Consider the following 18,877-nt stretch of genomic DNA (forward strand, 5'->3'; position numbering starts at 1 on the left):
GAGCAGAACCCCCAATTAATAATATGAAAAGCATGACCGGTTATGGTTCCTCGGAAGGGAAGGTAGGAAGGGGGCTCCTTTTTGCAGAGATAAGGTCCGTTAACAGCCGTTTTTTGGACATAAACTGTAAGCTTCCCTTCAGCATGTATCCACTAGAACCTAAGATAAAAACAATCATTCAAAACAATGTGATACGAGGCAAAATTGAAGTATTTGTTAAAGAACGTGTGCACCTTGGTGAGACGGTAGAACTGAGTGTCAATCAGGCCCTTGTCAGACAGTATAAGAAGTGCCTTGGGGAGATAACCCAGATGCTAGGGATGAAGACCTCTTCGCACCTCCTTGAGGTGGTAGACCTGAAGGAACTGGTCACCGTAAAAGAGAGGCCGCTTGATATGCACAGCCTCTGGCGGCAGATAGAAAAGGTCATCATTACCGCCGTCAGAAAATATGATTCCATGCGCATTGCAGAAGGGGCCGCTCTTAAGCGCGACCAGCTAAAGCGTCTTAACGACTTTTCAAGGATTGTTTCCATGATCGAAAAAAGGTGCGGAATAAGGCTTAACGAATACAAGAAAAGAGTGAACGAACATATCAGAGACGGCGTTGCCTCCGATGCCGAGATATCAAATCTTTCTGATAAGCTTGATGTCACTGAAGAGCTGATAAGGCTCAAGTCGCACATAAGCCAATACAGGTCTCTGATAGAGAAGAGGGGGGCCGTGGGCCGTCAGATAGACTTCCTGCTTCAGGAGATGCACAGGGAGATAAACACGCTCGGAAGCAAGGCTTCCGACGGGTCCATGTCGTCTTTGGTCGTTGAAGCCAAAGCGGAACTTGAAAAGCTGCGTGAACAGGTTCAGAACGTAGAATAATAAGTTTGAAACCCTATGACTGGCAAATTATTTGTTATCTCTGCCCCTTCCGGTGCCGGAAAGACCACAATAATAAAACGCCTGATCTCACTCGAACCGGCCCTTAAGCTGTCTGTCTCCGCAACCACAAGGTCACCCCGTGTTAACGAAAAGGACGGCGTTGATTATCTTTTCGTCACCAAAGAAGAATTCCTTAAGATGAAAGATGCCGGCGAGCTTGTTGAATGGGCGCTTGTGCACGACACTTATTACGGAACGCCAAAGGAGCAGATAAATAAATGGCTTGAAGAAGGGAAAAAGGTTATTTTAGACATCGACGTTCAGGGGGCGGCGTCAGTAAAGAAGATATTTAAGGACGCAGTTACGATATTTGTCCTTCCTCCATCGCACGATGAACTGGTAAAAAGGCTCAAAGGGCGCGGTACGGACACCGAAGAGGTCCTTGCAAAAAGGATAGCAAATGCCAAAAGAGAGATGAAGAAGAAAGATGAGTATGATATACAGATAGTGAACGATGATGTGGAAGATGCGGTGAAGAGGATAAGAGATATCTTAGATGCTAAGGCTTAACGACATATTAGACACAGTAAGCGCCTACAATTCCGGCGCCGACCTCGATTCCATAAAGAAGGCATACGTCTTTGCGGCAAAGGTCCATCAGGGCCAGACCAGAAGGTCCGGCGAGCCTTATCTGATACATCCGCTGGAGACCGCAGGTGTCCTGGCCGAGATGCGCCTTGATGTGCCTTCTATAGTCACGGCCCTCCTTCACGACACGGTTGAAGACACCGTTACCACTCTTGAAGAGATAGAGCAGCTTTTCGGGGAGGAGGTAAGGAACTTGGTAGACGGTGTCACAAAACTTTCCAAGATCAAGTTCACCACGAGCGAAGAGAAGCAGGCGGAGAATTTTCGCAAGATGATCATGGCGATGGCGAAGGATATTCGCGTCATTCTCATCAAGCTTGCTGACCGGCTTCACAACATGCGTACGCTCGAATTTATGCCCGAGGGGAAGAGGGTGGAAATAGCCAAGGAGACGATGGATATCTACGCCCCCATAGCGAACCGCCTCGGTATCCAAAAGATAAAAACGGAGCTTGAAGATCTCTCTTTTAAATACATGAACCCGGAGATCTATAAGGTGATCGATGAGAAGATAGTCGAACGCAAAAGCAAACGCGAAAAATACATCGATGACGTCCTTGACTTCGTTAAGAAGAAGATGGCGGATAACAGCGTTAAATGCGAGATAAGCGGCCGCATCAAGCATTATTACAGCATCCACCGCAAGATGGAGGCGCAGAACATCCCCTTTGACGAGGTCTACGACATAATAGCGTTCAGGATAGTGGTCGACTCTCTGCCCCAGTGTTACGAAGCGCTGGGCGTTCTACACGGCATGTGGCGGCCTGTACCCGGCCGGTTCAAAGATTACATAGCGATGCCCAAGGGAAATAACTATCAGTCGCTCCACACAACGGTCATCGGGCCCCACGGGGAGAGAATAGAGTTTCAGATAAGGACCCGTGAGATGCACGATGTCGCCGAGCGCGGTATCGCCGCCCACTGGAAATATAAAGAGGGGCGCATCTTTGACGAGAAGGATGAGATGAAGTTCAAGTGGATAAGGCGCCTTCTTGAATGGCAGAAGGAGCTTTCGGACCCTGCCGAGTTCCTCGACACCGTCAAGCTCGATCTCTTTTCGGAAGATGTCTACGTCTTCACACCAAAGGGGGCCTTGATGGAGCTCCCCCGCGGATCTACCCCTGTGGATTTTGCATATAGCGTTCACAGCGATGTGGGCAATAACTGCATTGGGGCCAAGGTGAGCGGTAAGATAGTTCCGCTCAAATATGCGCTTAGAAGCGGCGACACCGTAGAGGTAATCACGCAAAAGGGTAGAAAGCCGAACAAGGACTGGCTTCAGTTCGTAAAGACATCAAAGGCCAAGGCGAAGATAAGACAGTATATAAGGCAGGAAGAACACGAACACGGTGTTGATATAGGAAAAGAGATCTTTGAAAAAGAGTGCGCCAAGCATGGTCTTAGCAGTTCCAGGATACTTAAGAGCGACGAGATGGAGAAGTACTTAAGGGAGATGCATATAAAAGAGCCGGCCTCTATGTTCGTCTCGATAGGCTATGGCAGGCTTTCGGCGCATCAGGTCATTTTGCATCTAGTTCCCAAGGAACAGCTTAACCTTCCGGAGACGCAAAAGAAAGAGACCATCTGGCAGAAGGTGGTCGGTAAGATCACAAAGAGGCAAAAAGGCCTCGTTAAGGTGGGGGGCTTAAGTGATGTCCTCGTTACCTATGGCAAGTGTTGTAATCCCGTCCCCGGTGACAGCATCATAGGTTACGTTACGCACGGAAAGGGCGTTAGCGTCCACATTCGCGATTGTCAGAAGATGCTCTCGGCCGATCCCGAGCGCCTCGTTCAGGTTGAATGGGACTCCTCAAGCGAGACATCAAGAATAGCCAAGATAAGGGTTATTTGCGTGGACAGGCAGGGTATTCTTGCCAATATGACCGAGGCGATAACGGAAGAGGGTGTGAACATAACACAGGCCGAGGTCAGGACGATGGAAGACAAAAAGGCCATAAACGTTTTCGACATAGAGATCAAGAATACGGACGAGCTTAGAAGCGTGATCCATGCTCTTGAAAAGTTAAAGGGTGTTATTTCGGTGGAAAGGATGAGAACTTAGGCCGCTTTTTGAATTGCGCCCGAACGAATGCAACGGGTGCAGACGTTGATCCTTTTTACACGGCCTTTTAGTATCACCTTTTGCGTCTGAAGGTTGGGAAATAAACGTTTTTTGGTGCGGTTATTCGAATGTGAAACGTTGTTTCCGACTAATGTCCCTTTACCGCAAATTTCGCATGAACGTGACATGGTTAAATCCCTCCTCTAAATATGTATTAAAACGGAGGGGGACTCCTAGCATAGGGGTTCTCTTTTTGCAAGGGTCTAATGAATAATCGTTTCAAAGGCATAGAGGGTGAAGAGATAGCCAAAAAACACCTTATGGATCAAGGATATAGCGTTTTGGAACATGGTTTCAGGTGTAATACAGGCGAGATAGATCTTATAGCTAAAAAGGGCGGAGAAATTTATTTTATAGAGGTAAAGACTCGCTGGTCCGACACTTTTGGAAACCCTTTAGAGGCCATCACTCCATTTAAGCAGAAGAGAATAATCAAGGCCGCAAAGCTCTATCTGGCCAAAAATAGGATAGACGCCTGTTGCCACTTGAGCGCTATTGGTGTAGATATGTCGAAAGATGAACCGAAGGTCGAGTTTATAGAAGATGCGTTTGAGATAAATTAGGATGACGCCGCTTATTTTTCGGGAGAAGTCGAGAAAATAGGCTTGTCTTCTCAACAAGCTCGAGGAATAAAATCTGTATGCGAACAATATTAGACCTATTTCAGGCGAATGTTGAGAAGTACGGTGACAGGGCGTGCCTATGGCATAAGCGAGACGGTAAATGGGTACATTTAAGCTGGAACGACGTTTCCTTGACCTCAAGTTCGCTCTGCAGGGGCCTTGCCTCACTGGGTGTACAAAAGGGTGACGGCGTAGGCATAATATCCGCCACAAGGGTCGAATGGACGCTCATTGACCTTGCGATACTTTTCGCTGGAGGTGTGGTGATCCCCGTCTACCCGAGCCTTTCGGCCGATCAGATCGTATACATCTTGAAAGATTCTGCGGTGAAGATCCTTTTTGTTGAGAATCATGCCCTGCTTAAAAAGATAGAACGCGTTCGCAGAGAACTTCCGGAGCTAAGGAGCGTTATATTGATAGAAGGGGGCGATCACAATGCCCTGACGCTTAACTCTCTGTCAGTCCTTGGAGAGGGGAAGAGAGATCCCAAGGTAGTATATAATGCAGATGATGTTGCATCTATAATCTATACATCAGGTACCACGGGCAGGCAGAAGGGCGTTATAATAACGCATGCGAACATAGTTGCAGAGGTGAAGGGACTCATGGGAGTTTTCAAGATCGATGTGGGCGACACGATGTTCACGGTGCTGCCACTTGCCCACGTCCTTGCACGCGCAGTCCAGTTCTTCCAGCTTGCGCACGGGTGCGAGTCGGCCTATGCGGAGTCCGTTGAAAAGGTCCCGGAGAACCTCATCGAAGTAAGGCCCCACATGGTAGTTGTCGTTCCGCGTTTCATAGAGAAGATCTATGACAGGCTCCACGACAAGGTGATACATTCCGGAAAGATAATGAGGCTCATCTTCGGGCGCGCCGTGTCCATTGGTCATGCGCGAAGCTTGGCAATAATACGCGGTGAAAAGATATCTCTGAAACTTAAGTTCAAGAGCAAGCTTGCCGAAATGCTCATATTTAGAAGGTTGCAGGCGGCCCTTGGCGGCAGGATAAAGTTCATCGTCTCCGGCGGAGCTCCTCTGTCGGCGGATCTTTCAAAGTTTTTTCACGGCGCCGGCCTTCTGATACTCGAAGGCTACGGATTGACCGAAACGTTCGCCGCCGCAACAGTGAACAGGTTGGACGACTTCAGGCTGGGCACCGTTGGCAAGCCCATAGACGGTGTGGACATAAAGATCGCCCCGGACGGCGAGATACTCATCAGGGGAGATGTGCTTTTTAAAGGTTACCATAAGTTAGATAACGAGACCAAGGAAGCCTTTATGTCCGACGGATGGTTCAGCACCGGCGATATCGGTGAATTCACAAAGGACGGGTTCCTTCGCATCACCGACAGAAAAAAGAACATGATAATAACAGCCGGGGGCAAGAACATCGCCCCACAGGCGATAGAGTCCAAACTTCAGGAGAGCCCTTACATCAACCACGCGGTGATATTGGGTGACAGGCGCAAATACGTTTCGGCCATGATTTCCGTCAATATCGACGCCGTCAAAAAATATGCCGATAAGAAGATGATAACCTACAGGAGTCCGCAGGAGCTGGTCAGGAGCCGCGAGATAAAGGACCTTATATCCGGCGTTATTGATGAAAAGAACAGGGAGCTTTCGCAGTTCGAGACCATCAAAAAATTTGCTATACTTGACCGCGATTTTACGATAGAAACGGGAGAGCTTACGCCGACCATGAAGGTGAGGCGCAAGGTCATCGAAGATAATTATAAGGCTATAGTGGAAGAGTTATATAACTGAATAAGGGGGAAATATGAACGGAACACCGCAAGGAACGCCGGGTCAGGGAACGGGGCTGACACCTAATATTGCAAGCCTTCTTTCCTACATCTGCATGCCTATCACGAGCATCGTCTTTGTTCTTGTTGAAAAAGAGAACGTGGACATCAAGTTCCACGCATGGCAGGGGACGATATTCGGTGTGGGGTATATACTTTTCATACTGGCCCTACAGATATTGGCAGCCATACTCGGCGCTATCTGGAGCATACTTGGAATAATAGTCGGATTCTTTGTGCCCATCGTAGGTCTCGCCGCCTTTGTGATCTGGATCGTATGCCTTATCAAGGCTTATCAGGGCGAGAGATGGAAGATCCATTATATCGGGGATATCGCGGCGAAGAAGGCCGGAATATAATTCAGTTACCGGTGATCGGTAATCAGTGGTCAGTTTTTAGGGCGCCAATACCGATAATTGATGATTGATGACCTATGAGGTTCCTAATAGCCGTTCCCATATTGCTCGCGTTGGCCTATTTGTATCCATACATTCCGGGGCATGACCTCCCGTGGTGTGCCATAAAGATAGGTACGGGTCTTGATTGCCCGGGTTGCGGTATCGTGAGGTCCGTGTCGGTCCTGCTTCACGGTCATTTTATCGAAAGTCTGAAGTTTCATCCGCTGGGGGTCGTTGTTGCCGGTTGGATGATATATAAATGGGTCGCGGTTCTTATTCAAAGATATAAAACATGTCGCCAAAAGAGATCATAGAAAAAGAGATAGCCTCCAAACTGAAGGCGAAGCCAAAGAAGGCGGGAGCCGTCAATGCTGTCGTTGAGCTTGATATCAAGGGCGACAACGGCGGTGTATGGACTATAGACTGCACCAAGGGAGGGATCGTCTCGAACGGCTCAAAGGGCGGCGCAAAACTTGTCGTCACAATGTCAGATGCGGACTTTGTCGCGCTTTATAAAAAGGAGCTGGACCCCGCCTCTGCGTTCTTTTCGGGCAAGATAAAGGTGAAGGGCGATATGGGCCTTGCGATGAAATTAGGGAACTTATTCTAATGAAAATAGCGATCGCACAAGTTAACAGCACCATAGGCGATTTTGGGGGGAACACCGCGAAAATGATCGCGGCCGTCAAAAAGGCAAAGGCCGAAGGTGCAGCTCTTGTGGTCTTTCCGGAAATGGTGACCACCGGCTATCCCCCTCGCGATCTTTTGGAAAAGCCGTATTTTGTGATGAAGAACATGGAAGCGGTCGAACGCGTCTCTCTGGAATGCAACGGCATCGCCGCTATCTTGGGTTTTGTGTCGATGAACGAGCGTTCGACAGGGAAGGGTCTTTATAACTCTGCAGCGTTCGTCGAGGAAGGAAAGATAAAGTTCGTCCAGCATAAGGCGCTGCTTCCCACTTACGACGTCTTTGAAGAATCGCGGCACTTTGAGCCGGACATGAACCATAAGGTCCTAAGCCACAATGGCCTCAAGATCGGCATCACGATATGTGAAGACGTCTGGAGCACCGTGAATATCGGCGGAAGGAAACTTTATAACTATGATCCCGTAGAGACCCTTGTTAAAAGCGGTGCGGAGATCATAATAAACATTTCGCAGTCCCCCTTCTGGGTAGGCAAGATGCAGCTTCGCGAATCGCTTCTGACGCAGACGGCTACCAGGCACGCGACACCAATTATATATGTGAACGCCGTGGGCGGCAACGACGAGCTCGTCTTTGACGGCAGGTCCATTGTTGTCAGCGGTAAGGGCGAGATAGTCCATGAGTGTAGGGCGTTCGTCGAGGACTTCCATGTTGTAGACACCGAAAAGATGACGCCGCTTCAGATAAGGCCAAGGATGCCCGAGGTGGAGGAGCTTTATAAGGCATTAAGGCTCGGGCTTAAAGATTACGCTGCAAAGTGCCACTTCAAAAGCGCGGTAGTGGGCCTTTCGGGAGGTATCGATTCGTGCATAGTTGCGGCGCTTGCAAGGGATGCTCTTGGTGCGGAGAACGTTCTGGGAATAGCAATGCCATCTCCCTACTCAAGCAAAGAGAGCATTACCGATGCCGAGGCTCTGGCAAAGAATCTTGGCATCAACTTTGAGACGGTGCCGATAAGCGATATTTACGAGGCCTATCTTAAGTCCAGCGTTTTCAACTCAAGCACTTACGCACTCAAGCACTTAGGCACTTCTGAAGAGAACATCCAGGCCCGTATCCGCGGCAATATCCTGATGGCTATTTCGAACAGGACAGGCGCCCTCGTACTTTCAACAGGCAACAAGAGCGAACTGGCGGTAGGTTACTGCACGCTTTACGGCGATATGGCGGGAGGTCTGGCCCTCATTTCTGACGTCCCAAAGAGAAGCGTTTATGAACTTGCCCGTTATATAAACAGGGAAAGGGAGCTGATACCCAACGCTTCCATCACAAAGCCGCCTTCGGCGGAGTTAAGGCCCGACCAGAAAGATACCGATTCTCTTCCTCCTTACGATGTGTTGGATAAGATCCTAAAGTTCTACGTTGAAGAGTATGCAAGCGCGCAGACGATAATCGAGAAGGGTTTTGATAAAAAGATAGTTGAGGATATAGTCAAAAAGGTAGACCGCAACGAATACAAAAGACGCCAGGCCGCCCCGGGACTTAAGGTGACCAGCAAGGCCTTCGGCGCCGGTCGCAGGCATCCCATTGCGTGGAAGTATTAATTACGATCTTCCTACCTATCCCTTACAATATCTCCCTGCCTGAATGCTCCGCCTGATGTGATCATGCCGATGGAGAACTTTGGCATTACCTTAGATATTTGCATCTGACCTGCAAGCGTTTCTTCAACTCCGAGCGAGGCGCCGCTGTCTGGATCGACCAGCTCTTCCCCTGCCTTATATACCGTGAAAGTATCTCCAACCTTGACGCCGGCCGAACCGCCGGCATTCATATATATCCGGCCGCCTTTGGAGCTGATGACCTTTCCTTCCCACGGAAGTCTTTCCATGTTGTCGACTATCCAGTCGACACATTTATCCATTGCGCGTGAGAAAGTTTTTGCCAGCGTGCTTCTAAAATTTCCTCCGGCCGCGCCAAATCCTCCGCTTGCGCCTCCCAAGCCGAAGAGAGAAAGGGAACTCTGCGAACCGGCGCATTCCTTGGAACCCTTAATTTCCAAAGATGTCGTGTCGTACCATCTGATTATTAGCGAAACTTTTTTTGATGATAAGCCCAAAAGGCCGCCTCCAGCGCCTCCGCTACCCCAGCCGCCGCCTCCGCCCCCGAAAGAGCTTCCCTTTCCGGTACCCGTTACCATCCCCACAAAGAGCGCCTGTGCGGCCATCGCCTTGCCGGCCTCGGCGCCGGAGCCTCGCGACATGCCTGATTGTTTTGCCCCCTGTTCCCTCTCCGCGGCTCTGGCAAGCGTCATGTCAATTACCTTTCGGTCGCGCTCGACGACGATGAACTTTCCGGTGTTGACCAATTTATCGACCAGCATGTCGCCAAGGTTCGTGGCAACGTCGCTACCAAGCCTCATGTCTTCGACATCAAAGTCCGCCACGGCGACAACTTTCTTAAGCGACGTCTTCCCCGTTTCCTCTTTCTTGAATTCTTTTTTCTTTTCGCGCTTTACGGCAAAACTGTTCCCGGTTGAAAGGGTGAGCGCCATGATGGTAAGGGTTATTACTGAAAATATCTTTTTCATTTTTTCTCCTCGTTTGATAAGTTGCGGTTTTATAAAATATTTTACTGGCAATTTCAATCTCAATTTACTAAATGTCCAAAATAGTTCGGAACAAACATCAAGGGGGTTATCATGAAAAAGGTCTTTTTGTTGATGGTTGGCGCGGCTTTTATCCTTTCGGCGTGCGGTGGCAAAAGCTATACGTCCGGTGGCGTGAAATATAAGGTAAAAAAGGACAAAGTGGTCGAGGCCAGTTATGGCTCAAGGACGACCGCCAAATATTTCTATAAAAAGCCCCACGTCAAGAAGAACAAGAATTTCTACGTGACAGGTGCGGTCGATGTCCCAGGTGATAGCGCCCCGACAAGATGCGAGATCGCATCTGACCTGCAGGCAAAGATGGAACTTGCGAGCGAGCTCAACACCCGCATGGAGAATCAGCTCCAATATTCATCCGAAGGTTTCTCGATAGATCAGCAGTCGCTGAATCAAATAGCCACGCAGTCGACCAAGGTGGAGATGCTTCAGGGCATATATATAGATACAAGGTTCTGGGAGAAAAAGATCGTAAGGAACGGTCCGGACACATATGTTAAGTATACCTGCTACAGCAGGGCGGTGATGCCGATGAAGGCGTTCGAAGAACATACCGACAGGCTCTTGAAAGAGTACGAAGGGAAGAACAAGCTTTCACCTGAATTCCAGCAAAAGGTAGACGCCTCTTGGGACCGGTTCTTCAAACCGGTGGATGTGGATGACAATAAAGAGTACGCCATCGAATATCTGGAGAACATTCAATGAAAAAGATATTAATATTGGCAATGGTCCTTGTGTCGGCAACGGCATTCGCCAAACCGCCTAAATGGACGCAAAAGGTCCACTGGGAAGACGGGCAGTATGACTATTTCGTAGGCACCTCTTCGAAATCGAGCGGCGAAGATGTTGGCAGGCGGGAGGCCTACGACAACGCGATGGCGGAAGCCGTTCAGGCGCTCTTTGGTTTTTCAGGCAAGATGGACCTGGCTTCTTACACCAACCTCCAAAAAATACAGATATCCCAAGATGTCTTTATTTCAACGGGCGAGGTTCAGCTCAAGGCGGTGCCGGTCGATGTGTATGTTGAAAAAGTGAAAGCGCAAGGAACCACCTTATATAATGTATGGCGTTCTATTAAGGTCGGCAAAAAGGCCGCCAAGGAAGAGCTTGCAAGGCTTAAAAAACTGGCGGAAGAAAAGAAGACCGTTGAGGCAAAGGTCATCGCTCCGGAGCCCGGGCTTGTGGCGGTGGCCGTGGAAGGCAACTCTGTGATAACGAGAGACGACGAACCTTCGGCAAAGGCCGCAGCTATCCAGCGCGCCATCAAGCGCTCATGCGAAAAGCTTCTGGGCAAATGGTTCTATTCGGATACCCTTACCGACAATTACCCGAAGCTGAACAGTTTAGTTTACAGCCGCTGTTCTTCTTTTACCAAGAACTACGAGGTCAGGTCCGGCGGCGCCGAGGATAATGTTTATAAAGCGAACCTTACCGTTTATTTAAAGGAAGGGGATATCAAGAGGCGCCTGATGGAAGCGGGGCTTTACAGACAAAAATTCCCGATGCAGACGACCATCTCATCACCGGCGCCCGCACAGGCGCCTGAGGGCGGTGCAACAGAGGATCCAAAAAGCGAATGAGAAAATAACAGCCGCTCATCCTGAGCCTGTCGAAGGATGAGCGTTAAGGGGAATCATATGAAAAAAGTGATACTGTCATCGATCGTGCTTTTACTTTCGTTTTCGGCATTTGCATCTGTCGTTACCATTGAAGGAAAATCGGTCATCATTCCGGACGATGCGGAAAAGACAAAAGAGAAGGCCCTTGAAGCCACTCTCCAAAAGGCTGTGGAGGTCTTTGTTGCAGGGCGTGTTACAAGGCCTACGGCGGATGCCAATTACGCAAAGCTCCAGCCGGCGCTCTATGCACCTTTTAAAGATTTCGTAACCAAGTACGAGATAGTCTCCGAAATGGACGACCCCCAGTTCCATTATGTGAACGCCAAGGTAGAGGTAGACGACATAAAGGTCAACGGGCAGCTGGCGGCGCTAGGAATCCAGCCGGGTGTCGGTGGCAAGCCTCGCGTTGCGGTCATGGCATCGGAGCAGAATGTTGACGGCTCGTGGGTCCGCTCGTTCTACGGTTCGATATATTCTTCGAGGGGAAATGCCGCGATGACCGAAGCCGACTTTAATATCTGCGAAGGCTCTGTTATGGGCGCATTCTCCGGCGCTGGATTTCCGGTCATAGACATGGCGATGGACCCGACCCAGGTGAAGAAGGCCTATCAGTATAAACCGGTCTTTGATCGTTACGACGAGAATCTGTTCAACATCTCTAACGACAACGCCTCAAAGCTCGCGAGGGTGGTCGATAATGATGTCGAACTAGTTGTAACGTGCACGGCGCTTGCAAAGAGCCAGGGGAAGACGAGTGCCCATATGAACAGCGTGCTTGCAAATGTCAGTTGCAAGGCCGTTAACGTAAAGAACAATACGCGCGTTGCCTACGCCAGAGCGTTTGCCGCCGCACCTCACATCGACCCGATAACAGGCGGCAATCTGGCGCTTGAAAAGGCCTGCAAAGAGGTGGGCGATAAATTAACCGCCGCCTTGGCGGACAAGTTCAGGTAAACTATGCCAAAGATAGAAACGCTCTACTCAAAAGAGGTTATACAAAAAAGGGTCCTGGAAGTTGCCGGCGAGATAAATAAGGACTATGGGACCGGCAAAGAACTTACTGTTGTTGGTGTTCTAAAGGGTGCATTCATGTTCATGTCGGACCTTGTTAAGCACCTTGAAATGCCCGTCAGATGCGACTTTTTAAGGGTTGTATCGTACGACCATGATGTTTCTACAGGCAATGTGAGGATGGAGTTCGATCTTACCCAGCCTGTCCATGACCAAGACGTCCTTCTGGTAGAGGATATAGTCGATACAGGCAGAACTCTTCGGTATCTCCTTGAACATATTCATGCAAAGAAACCGCGCTCGTTGAAGGTTGCGAGCCTTCTATATAAAGATGTCGGTCATGTGCGTGAGCTTGTCAACTACGTCGGATTCGATGTCCCAAACAAATATGTCATAGGTTACGGACTCGATTCCGAAGGCCTCTACAGGTCCCTTCCTTATGTCGGTGTGTACAAAAAATAGTTCAGTTGTCCAATTTCCGTCAGTTTTGAAAACAGTTAACAGGTTAACAGGTTTCCATGTTTGCAAGTTTGCGGATAATTATTCTTTTATATTTCAATGTGTTTTCTTCCACAACCTGCTAACGTCAACCCGCCAACTTCCTTTTGGCACGAGTCTTGCTTATCTAATCAGGCATGAAAACTTATATCATACTAATGATGGTCCTCTTTGCCGGCTGCGGTTCGACCGATCTTATAACTTTGCCTTCTTTATCTTCCCTCCAGCCGCAAGTCATAAGTGTTGCGCCAAAGGCAAACAGTACGGTCGGTGTCAAGACGACTGTCACCGCCAAGTTCTCAAGGCAGGTAGATAAAGAGACCGTAAGGCCCGAAACGGTACTCCTTATAGCCGGTTATGAAGAGAAGCCCGCGGTCATCCTTGAAAAGGAGATCAAGGATGGAAAGGTAAAGGGGGTGGAAGGGGAGCGGGTTATTTCCGAGGATGAGCTCTCCGTTACGATAAGACCTGAGAGTGATCTATCTTCAGGCGAATACGCCTTTGTGATAACCAGAGGCGTTTCAAGCAAGGACCTCTACCCGATAAAAGAGACCTCCGTCTTCTGCTTTAATGTAAGCGATAATGTTCAAGACTTAGAATATGTTAGCGATGATACATCAAGTGAAACATTAATAAGCGATGACGTTGAAGAGCCTTCTGTCAATGCCGTTCCACCCCCGGCCGTGGTCATTAATGAACTATTATATGATGCAGAGGGGAGCGATACCGACGGCAACCTTTTCATTGAACTAAAAGGGACCCCAGAAGGCAACCTCTCCGGATATAAGATAAACTTTATAAACGGTGACGATGGTAAAATAACCGGTTCAATATCCATCCAAAATGGCGGCAAGATCCCGACTGACGGCATTTTGGTGATAGCCGATACCAAAACGAACAGCACGACGTCGTCTAACGTTGTCAACGTTGACATATTAGCGAACTTTGACCCCCAAAATGGGCCCGATGCCGCGCAACTACTTAATGCAAAAGGTGAGTTGATCGATGCCCTCTGCTACGGTGAAACTGCTGTGAAAACAGCCGAGAACGGTCTCGCCATGTGCGAGGGTTATCCGGCCCCGGATGTTTCTTCGGGAGAAAGCCTTGGGAGGCCCATGGATAAAGAAGATTCCGGTGATAATCTGAGTGACTTCGTGGTGATGGCCACGCCCACGCCAGGCATATAGGTTCATTAAAATGATTGATTTAAGACGGTTTTGCGCCTAAGAATGTGCCCGTGCAAAAGATGGTCGTCATATGCGGTCCTACCGGTACCGGTAAAACATCAATAGGCATAGAGCTTGCTAAAGAGTTCGGCGGCGAGATCATTTCGGCCGATTCCGGGGCCGTCTATAAGGACCTTGATATAGGGACCGCAAAACCTTCCAAAGAAGAACGAGCCCATGTTCCGCATCATTTAATAGACATAATAGAACCGAACGAATCGTTCGATGCCGCAAGGTTCGTTGCACTTGCTGATAATGCCATTTCCGATATCGTCGCTCGCGGAAAACTTCCCATAGTAGTCGGCGGCACCGGGCTCTATATCAAGGCCCTTATTCAAGGCCTTGCGGACGCGCCGCCCAGAGATGATGAGTATAGAAAAGAATTGGAAGCTATAAGGAGGGAAAAGGGGACGCCTTATCTTTATAAGTTGCTCACAGAAAAGGATCCAAAGACCGCTCTTAAATTAAAGGCCAACGATTCAACAAGGGTGATACGCGCGCTCGAGGTGTTCCATTCGACCGGCCGTTCTATTTCCGAGATACACAAAGAGCATAAGTTCAAAGAGAGAAGACACGATGCACTGAAGATAGGCATCACTCTTCCAAGGGAAGAACTTTATAAAAAAGTAGAAGAGCGTGTAGATGGCATGATAAAAGCGGGACTTGAGGACGAGGTGAGGGGACTGGTCGAAAGATTCGGAAGTGATGCTCAGGCGCTGAAGGCGGTGGGGTATAAAGAAATGGTGCGTAAGCTTGCCCCGAGCGAAGTCGAGGGGTGCGTAAGTGTCGAAGTGCGTAAGGAAGAAGATGTTGCAGAACTAATTAAGCGAAATACGCGACATTATGCCAAACGCCAGCTTACATGGTTCAGGGCGGATAAAGAAATAAAATGGTTCGAGTATTCACGTCTCAAAGAAATTAAAAAAGTCCTAGCGGATTTTTTGGGCTGATGTTAGTAAGCCCGCGACAAAAATAAAGGAGATAACAATGTCAAAGATCAAAACGATCCATGCACGTGAGATACTCGATTCGCGGGGAAATCCCACAATAGAGGTCGACGTTACGACCGAGAACGGCGTTCTTGGCCGCGCAGCGGTCCCGTCCGGCGCATCGACAGGAATACACGAAGCGCTTGAACTTCGCGACGGCGACAAGGGTCGATACGGCGGCAAGGGCGTTCTAAAGGCGGTGGCAAACGTTAATAACGAGATCGCAAAGGCGTTGACAGGCAAGACGGTTCTTGAACAAGCATCCCTCGATAAGGCCATGATCGATCTGGACGGCACCAAGAACAAGGACAAGCTCGGCGCTAACGCCATTCTCGGTGTTTCCATGGCGGCCGCCAGGGCGGCGGCCATAGAGAAGAAGATCCCTCTTTATAAATATATTGCAGAACTTTTTGGCACCAAAGAAATGACCCTTCCGGTCCCCATGATGAACATTCTAAATGGCGGCGAACATGCCGACAACAACGTCGATATTCAGGAGTGGATGGTGATGCCTGCAGGAGCACCTTCTTTCCGTGAGGCTATTAGAATGGGCGCCGAGATATTCCATTCCCTCAAGAAGGTCCTTAAAGAAAAGAAATACAATACGGGCGTAGGAGATGAAGGCGGATTTGCGCCGAATCTTCGTTCAAATCAGGAAGCCCTTGACGTCATAATGCAGGCGGTGAATTCCGCGGGGTACAAGGCCGGCAAGGACGTCTTCTTCGCGATCGATGCCGCAGCGTCTTCGTTCTTTGAGAACGGTACATATATAATGGAAGCGGAAGAAAAACAGCAGAAGAGCTCCGCCGAGATGATCGAATGGTATAAGAAGCTGGTCGATAAATATCCGGTGGTCTCCATCGAAGACGGGCTTGCGGAGGATGACTGGGACGGCTGGGAGTCGATGACAGAAGAGCTCGGCAAAAGGATACAGATAGTGGGAGATGACATCTTCGTTACGAATCCAATACGCTTTAAAAAGGGGATAGACTTGAAGGTCGCTAACTCCATTCTTATCAAACTTAATCAGATAGGTTCCCTGACAGAGACGCTTGAGACGATAAATATGGCCCATAAAGCGGGCTATACAACAGTTATATCTCACCGCTCCGGTGAAACAGAGGACAGCTTCATAGCCGATCTTGCGGTTGGAACGGGCGCCGGCCAGATAAAGACCGGCAGTGCTTCCCGTTCGGACCGCATTGCCAAATACAACCAGCTCCTTCGTATCGAAGAAGAGCTTGGGAGTAAGGCCGTCTACGCAAAGTTCTCGCGTTCATAGTGCGCACTCCTATGACAGTGAACGTCCGTCCAGTGGTGCCTGACGATGTAGAACGTATCTCATATATCGAGGACCGTTCATTTTCTGCGCCATTCTCAAAAGAGATGTATCAGACCATGGTAAAGGCCTCTCCGCCTTTCTACGGCATGGTGGCTGTAGAGGACAACGAACCTGTAGGATATCTCTTTTATTCCATCGGTGCCGATGAGATGGAGCTTTTGACCATAGCGGTCGACGAATCTTTCAGACAAAGGGGTATCGCAAAGGCCATGCTTGACGAAATGATAGACCTTGCCGGCAGATCATCCGTAATATCTATCTTTCTTGAAGTGAGGCCTTCTAACGTTGCCGCGCTATTATTATATAAAAGTTTCGGTTTTGAGCAGATAGGTGTCAGAAAGGGATATTATAAGGACAATAATGAAGACGCCCTGACGATGAAGAAGTGTTTACATTTGGTCTGATTTGGTATAAGGAACAGGGAATGTCACCCCCGCGAAAGCGGGGTTCTAGCGGACACACCCGAGATTCCTGTTTTCGCAGGAATGACAGTTTGAACAAATGCAAGATACGTTATCCAAGATAGTCTACAACGAACATCTCAAAGGGAACTATTTTAGAATAGGTTTTGAAACGCGCTGGAACGATTTTACCCCCGGACAATTCGTGATGGTGGAAGTGAAAGGCGGCGGCGCATTTCTGCGCCGTCCGTTCGGAATAGCGCGTCTAAGAGAAGGGGTTTTGGAGGTCTGCTACAAGGTGGTTGGAAAGGGGACCGATGCCCTTTCTAAAATGCCGGTCGGTTCCAAGACCTATGTGTTGGGCCCGCTTGGAAATGGGTTCACTCTCCCCCTCCTTTGTAAGGAGGGGAGAGGGGAGGTAGAAGATCTACCCCATCCTAACCCTCCCCTTACAAAGGGGAGGGAACTCCTAGTTGCCGGAGGATACGGAATCGCACCTTTACTGGGTCTTGCCGAAAAGCTTAAGGGGAAGGATATCCACCTTTTCTACGGCGCAAGGAACTCCGACCATCTGTTATATATAGATGAGTTCAAAGAACTTGGTGTCACACTGCATCTTTCCACCGAAGACGGCTCCACTGGTGAAAAAGGTCCCGTAACAGGCATCCTTAAAAAATTCTTACAAGTTACAAGTTACAGGTCACAAGTTACGATTTACGCCTGCGGTCCACATGCGATGTTGACGGCCATCAAGTCATCAGTGATCAGTGATCGGTCATCGGTGATCGATTGTCAACTCTCGCTCGAGTCTTACATGGCGTGCGGAATAGGGGCCTGTATCGGTTGTGTGGTCAAAGATGCAAAGGGAAATTACGTTAAGGTGTGCAAAGAGGGACCGGTCTTCAGTGCCAAGGATGTGTCATTCTGAGGGCATAAGCCCGAAGAATCCCCCGAAAATAGATTCGGTGGATTCTTCGCTGGCGCTCAGAATGACATCTATTTTAATGAAACCGAATTTAAAGGTGAAAATAGGCAGGCTGGAGCTAAAAAATCCGATCGCCGTTGCAAGCGGGACCTTTGGTTATGGTGAGGAATTCAACGACAATTTTTATAAGATATCCGAGTTGGGTGCACTATTTACAAAGGGGATAAGCCTAAAACCTCGGCACGGAAATTCCACGCCTCGCGTTGTTGAGACCGCATCGGGCATGTTAAATGCGATAGGTCTTCAGAATGTCGGTCTTGAAGTGTTCATCAACGAAAAACTTCCGTATCTTAGAAAAGCCGGCGCCACCGCTATCGTTAATATATTCGGTGAGAAGATAGAGGATTATGTCGAGCTTGCGAGGTCACTTGATAAGTTGGAAGGGATAAGCGGATTTGAGCTCAACATTTCATGCCCGAACGTCAAGGCCGGAGGGGTGCATTTCGGAACGGACCCGAAACTCGCCGCAAAGGTAACAAAGGAAGTAAAGAAGGCCGCAAAGAAACATCTAATGGTAAAACTTTCGCCTAACTATCACGACATGGTAGGCATGGCCAAGTCGGTCGTTGATGCCGGTGCCGACTCTCTATCCCTCATCAATACTATAACCGGCATGGCGATAGATGCCGAAAATAGAAGCCCTGTGCTGGCGAATATCACCGGCGGTCTTTCCGGTCCCGCTATCAAGCCGGTGGCCCTTAGAATGGTGTGGCAGGTATCAAAAGCGCTTCCGAAGGTTCCGATAGTCGGTATTGGCGGGATAATGAACATCACCGATGTCGTTGAATTTCTCCTAGCCGGCGCCAGCGCCGTTCAGGTAGGTACCGCCAATTTTGTAAGGCCTTCCATCGCCTCTGACCTTGTGATGGAGCTCGAAGGGTATCTTTCATCCCATAATATAAAAGACGTCAACGAACTGGTTGCCGGACTCAAATCTTAAAAGGCTCTTCGCGGATTTGAGTGGGTCATTTGCGGGACAAGATGGCGGGAAGAAGCGATTAGACGTGAATCGTCTGTTTATAAAC

Annotated in this window: 21 protein-coding genes; 19 read left to right on the forward strand and 2 right to left on the reverse strand. The window is 49.0% G+C overall.

The genetic code is table 11. The annotated features are described in order from the left end of the window. The first annotated feature begins 23 nt into the window (after positions 1-23). Genes COV46_04090 through COV46_04100 form a run of 3 tightly spaced genes read left to right on the forward strand, consistent with a single transcriptional unit; the run spans position 24 to position 3,585 of the window. Complete coding sequence (locus COV46_04090; protein PIR17434.1) at positions 24-875, forward strand: YicC family protein; 852 nt, start codon at positions 24-26, stop codon at positions 873-875. A 15-nt stretch (positions 876-890) separates the two neighbouring features. Beyond that, complete coding sequence (locus COV46_04095) at positions 891-1,445, forward strand: guanylate kinase (protein ID PIR17435.1); 555 nt, start codon at positions 891-893, stop codon at positions 1,443-1,445. Next, positions 1,432-3,585, forward strand: a complete 2,154-nt coding sequence (locus COV46_04100; GenBank protein ID PIR17436.1) for a GTP pyrophosphokinase — start codon at positions 1,432-1,434, stop codon at positions 3,583-3,585. Before COV46_04095 ends, COV46_04100 begins: the two co-directional genes overlap by 14 nt. Here the strand turns inward: COV46_04100 and rpmB are convergent. Then, positions 3,582-3,773 carry a 50S ribosomal protein L28 gene (rpmB, locus tag COV46_04105; protein PIR17437.1) on the reverse strand — a complete coding sequence of 64 codons (192 nt, stop codon included), beginning with the start codon at positions 3,771-3,773 and terminating at the stop codon, positions 3,582-3,584. The genes COV46_04100 and rpmB overlap by 4 nt on opposite strands. 78 nt (positions 3,774-3,851) lie before the next feature. On the opposite strand from rpmB, the gene COV46_04110 reads away from it, so the two are divergent. The 6 genes from COV46_04110 (at position 3,852) to COV46_04135 (ending at position 8,720) form a co-directional block, all read left to right on the forward strand. Then, on the forward strand, positions 3,852-4,208 hold the full coding sequence (locus COV46_04110; protein PIR17438.1) for a YraN family protein: 357 nt from the start codon (positions 3,852-3,854) through the stop codon (positions 4,206-4,208). Positions 4,209-4,285: 77 nt separating this feature from the next. Further along, entirely contained in the window at positions 4,286-6,034 is a 1,749-nt protein-coding gene (locus COV46_04115) for a long-chain fatty acid--CoA ligase (GenBank protein PIR17439.1), read from the forward strand. Between the two features lie 13 nt (positions 6,035-6,047). Further along, complete coding sequence (locus COV46_04120; GenBank protein ID PIR17440.1) at positions 6,048-6,431, forward strand: hypothetical protein; 384 nt, start codon at positions 6,048-6,050, stop codon at positions 6,429-6,431. Between the two features lie 74 nt (positions 6,432-6,505). Continuing rightward, complete coding sequence (locus COV46_04125; GenBank protein PIR17441.1) at positions 6,506-6,784, forward strand: hypothetical protein; 279 nt, start codon at positions 6,506-6,508, stop codon at positions 6,782-6,784. Further along, positions 6,763-7,080 carry an SCP-2 sterol transfer family protein gene (locus COV46_04130; protein ID PIR17442.1) on the forward strand — a complete coding sequence of 106 codons (318 nt, stop codon included), beginning with the start codon at positions 6,763-6,765 and terminating at the stop codon, positions 7,078-7,080. The genes COV46_04125 and COV46_04130 overlap by 22 nt, the downstream gene beginning before the upstream one ends. Beyond that, positions 7,080-8,720, forward strand: a complete 1,641-nt coding sequence (locus COV46_04135) for an NAD+ synthase (protein ID PIR17443.1) — start codon at positions 7,080-7,082, stop codon at positions 8,718-8,720. Before COV46_04130 ends, COV46_04135 begins: the two co-directional genes overlap by 1 nt. An 11-nt stretch (positions 8,721-8,731) precedes the next feature. Here COV46_04135 and COV46_04140 read toward each other — a convergent pair whose 3' ends face one another. Next, positions 8,732-9,706, reverse strand: a complete 975-nt coding sequence (locus COV46_04140) for a hypothetical protein (protein PIR17444.1) — start codon at positions 9,704-9,706, stop codon at positions 8,732-8,734. 111 nt (positions 9,707-9,817) lie between these two features. Here COV46_04140 and COV46_04145 point away from each other — a divergent pair, with 111 nt between their 5' ends. The 10 genes from COV46_04145 to COV46_04190 all read left to right on the forward strand — a co-directional run bounded on the left by COV46_04145 (position 9,818) and on the right by COV46_04190 (position 18,792). Next, positions 9,818-10,486 (forward strand): hypothetical protein, encoded by a 669-nt coding sequence (locus tag COV46_04145; protein ID PIR17445.1) that lies wholly within the window; start codon positions 9,818-9,820, stop codon positions 10,484-10,486. Beyond that, entirely contained in the window at positions 10,483-11,361 is an 879-nt protein-coding gene (locus COV46_04150; GenBank protein PIR17446.1) for a hypothetical protein, read from the forward strand. The genes COV46_04145 and COV46_04150 overlap by 4 nt, the downstream gene beginning before the upstream one ends. A 36-nt stretch (positions 11,362-11,397) precedes the next feature. Then, positions 11,398-12,354 (forward strand): hypothetical protein, encoded by a 957-nt coding sequence (locus tag COV46_04155; protein ID PIR17447.1) that lies wholly within the window; start codon positions 11,398-11,400, stop codon positions 12,352-12,354. A 3-nt stretch (positions 12,355-12,357) separates the two neighbouring features. Continuing rightward, positions 12,358-12,873, forward strand: a complete 516-nt coding sequence (hpt, locus tag COV46_04160) for a hypoxanthine phosphoribosyltransferase (GenBank protein PIR17448.1) — start codon at positions 12,358-12,360, stop codon at positions 12,871-12,873. Positions 12,874-13,046: 173 nt separating this feature from the next. Continuing rightward, the gene (locus COV46_04165) at positions 13,047-14,096 is read left to right on the forward strand and encodes a hypothetical protein (GenBank protein ID PIR17449.1); all 1,050 of its coding nucleotides are present in this window, start codon (positions 13,047-13,049) and stop codon (positions 14,094-14,096) included. Between the two features lie 59 nt (positions 14,097-14,155). Beyond that, a complete protein-coding gene (locus tag COV46_04170) occupies positions 14,156-15,085 on the forward strand; it encodes a tRNA (adenosine(37)-N6)-dimethylallyltransferase MiaA (GenBank protein PIR17450.1) in 930 nt (309 codons plus the stop codon). A gap of 37 nt (positions 15,086-15,122) precedes the next feature. Beyond that, positions 15,123-16,406 carry a phosphopyruvate hydratase gene (locus tag COV46_04175; protein PIR17451.1) on the forward strand — a complete coding sequence of 428 codons (1,284 nt, stop codon included), beginning with the start codon at positions 15,123-15,125 and terminating at the stop codon, positions 16,404-16,406. Between the two features lie 11 nt (positions 16,407-16,417). Continuing rightward, the gene (gene rimI / locus COV46_04180; GenBank protein PIR17452.1) at positions 16,418-16,870 is read left to right on the forward strand and encodes a ribosomal-protein-alanine N-acetyltransferase; all 453 of its coding nucleotides are present in this window, start codon (positions 16,418-16,420) and stop codon (positions 16,868-16,870) included. A 97-nt stretch (positions 16,871-16,967) separates the two neighbouring features. Then, positions 16,968-17,795, forward strand: a complete 828-nt coding sequence (locus COV46_04185; protein PIR17453.1) for a dihydroorotate dehydrogenase electron transfer subunit — start codon at positions 16,968-16,970, stop codon at positions 17,793-17,795. 76 nt (positions 17,796-17,871) lie between these two features. Beyond that, complete coding sequence (locus COV46_04190; protein PIR17454.1) at positions 17,872-18,792, forward strand: dihydroorotate dehydrogenase B catalytic subunit; 921 nt, start codon at positions 17,872-17,874, stop codon at positions 18,790-18,792. Positions 18,793-18,877: the final 85 nt, after the last annotated feature.

The sequence above is a fragment of the Deltaproteobacteria bacterium CG11_big_fil_rev_8_21_14_0_20_49_13 genome, from assembly GCA_002796305.1.
Lineage (GTDB): Bacteria > UBA10199 > UBA10199.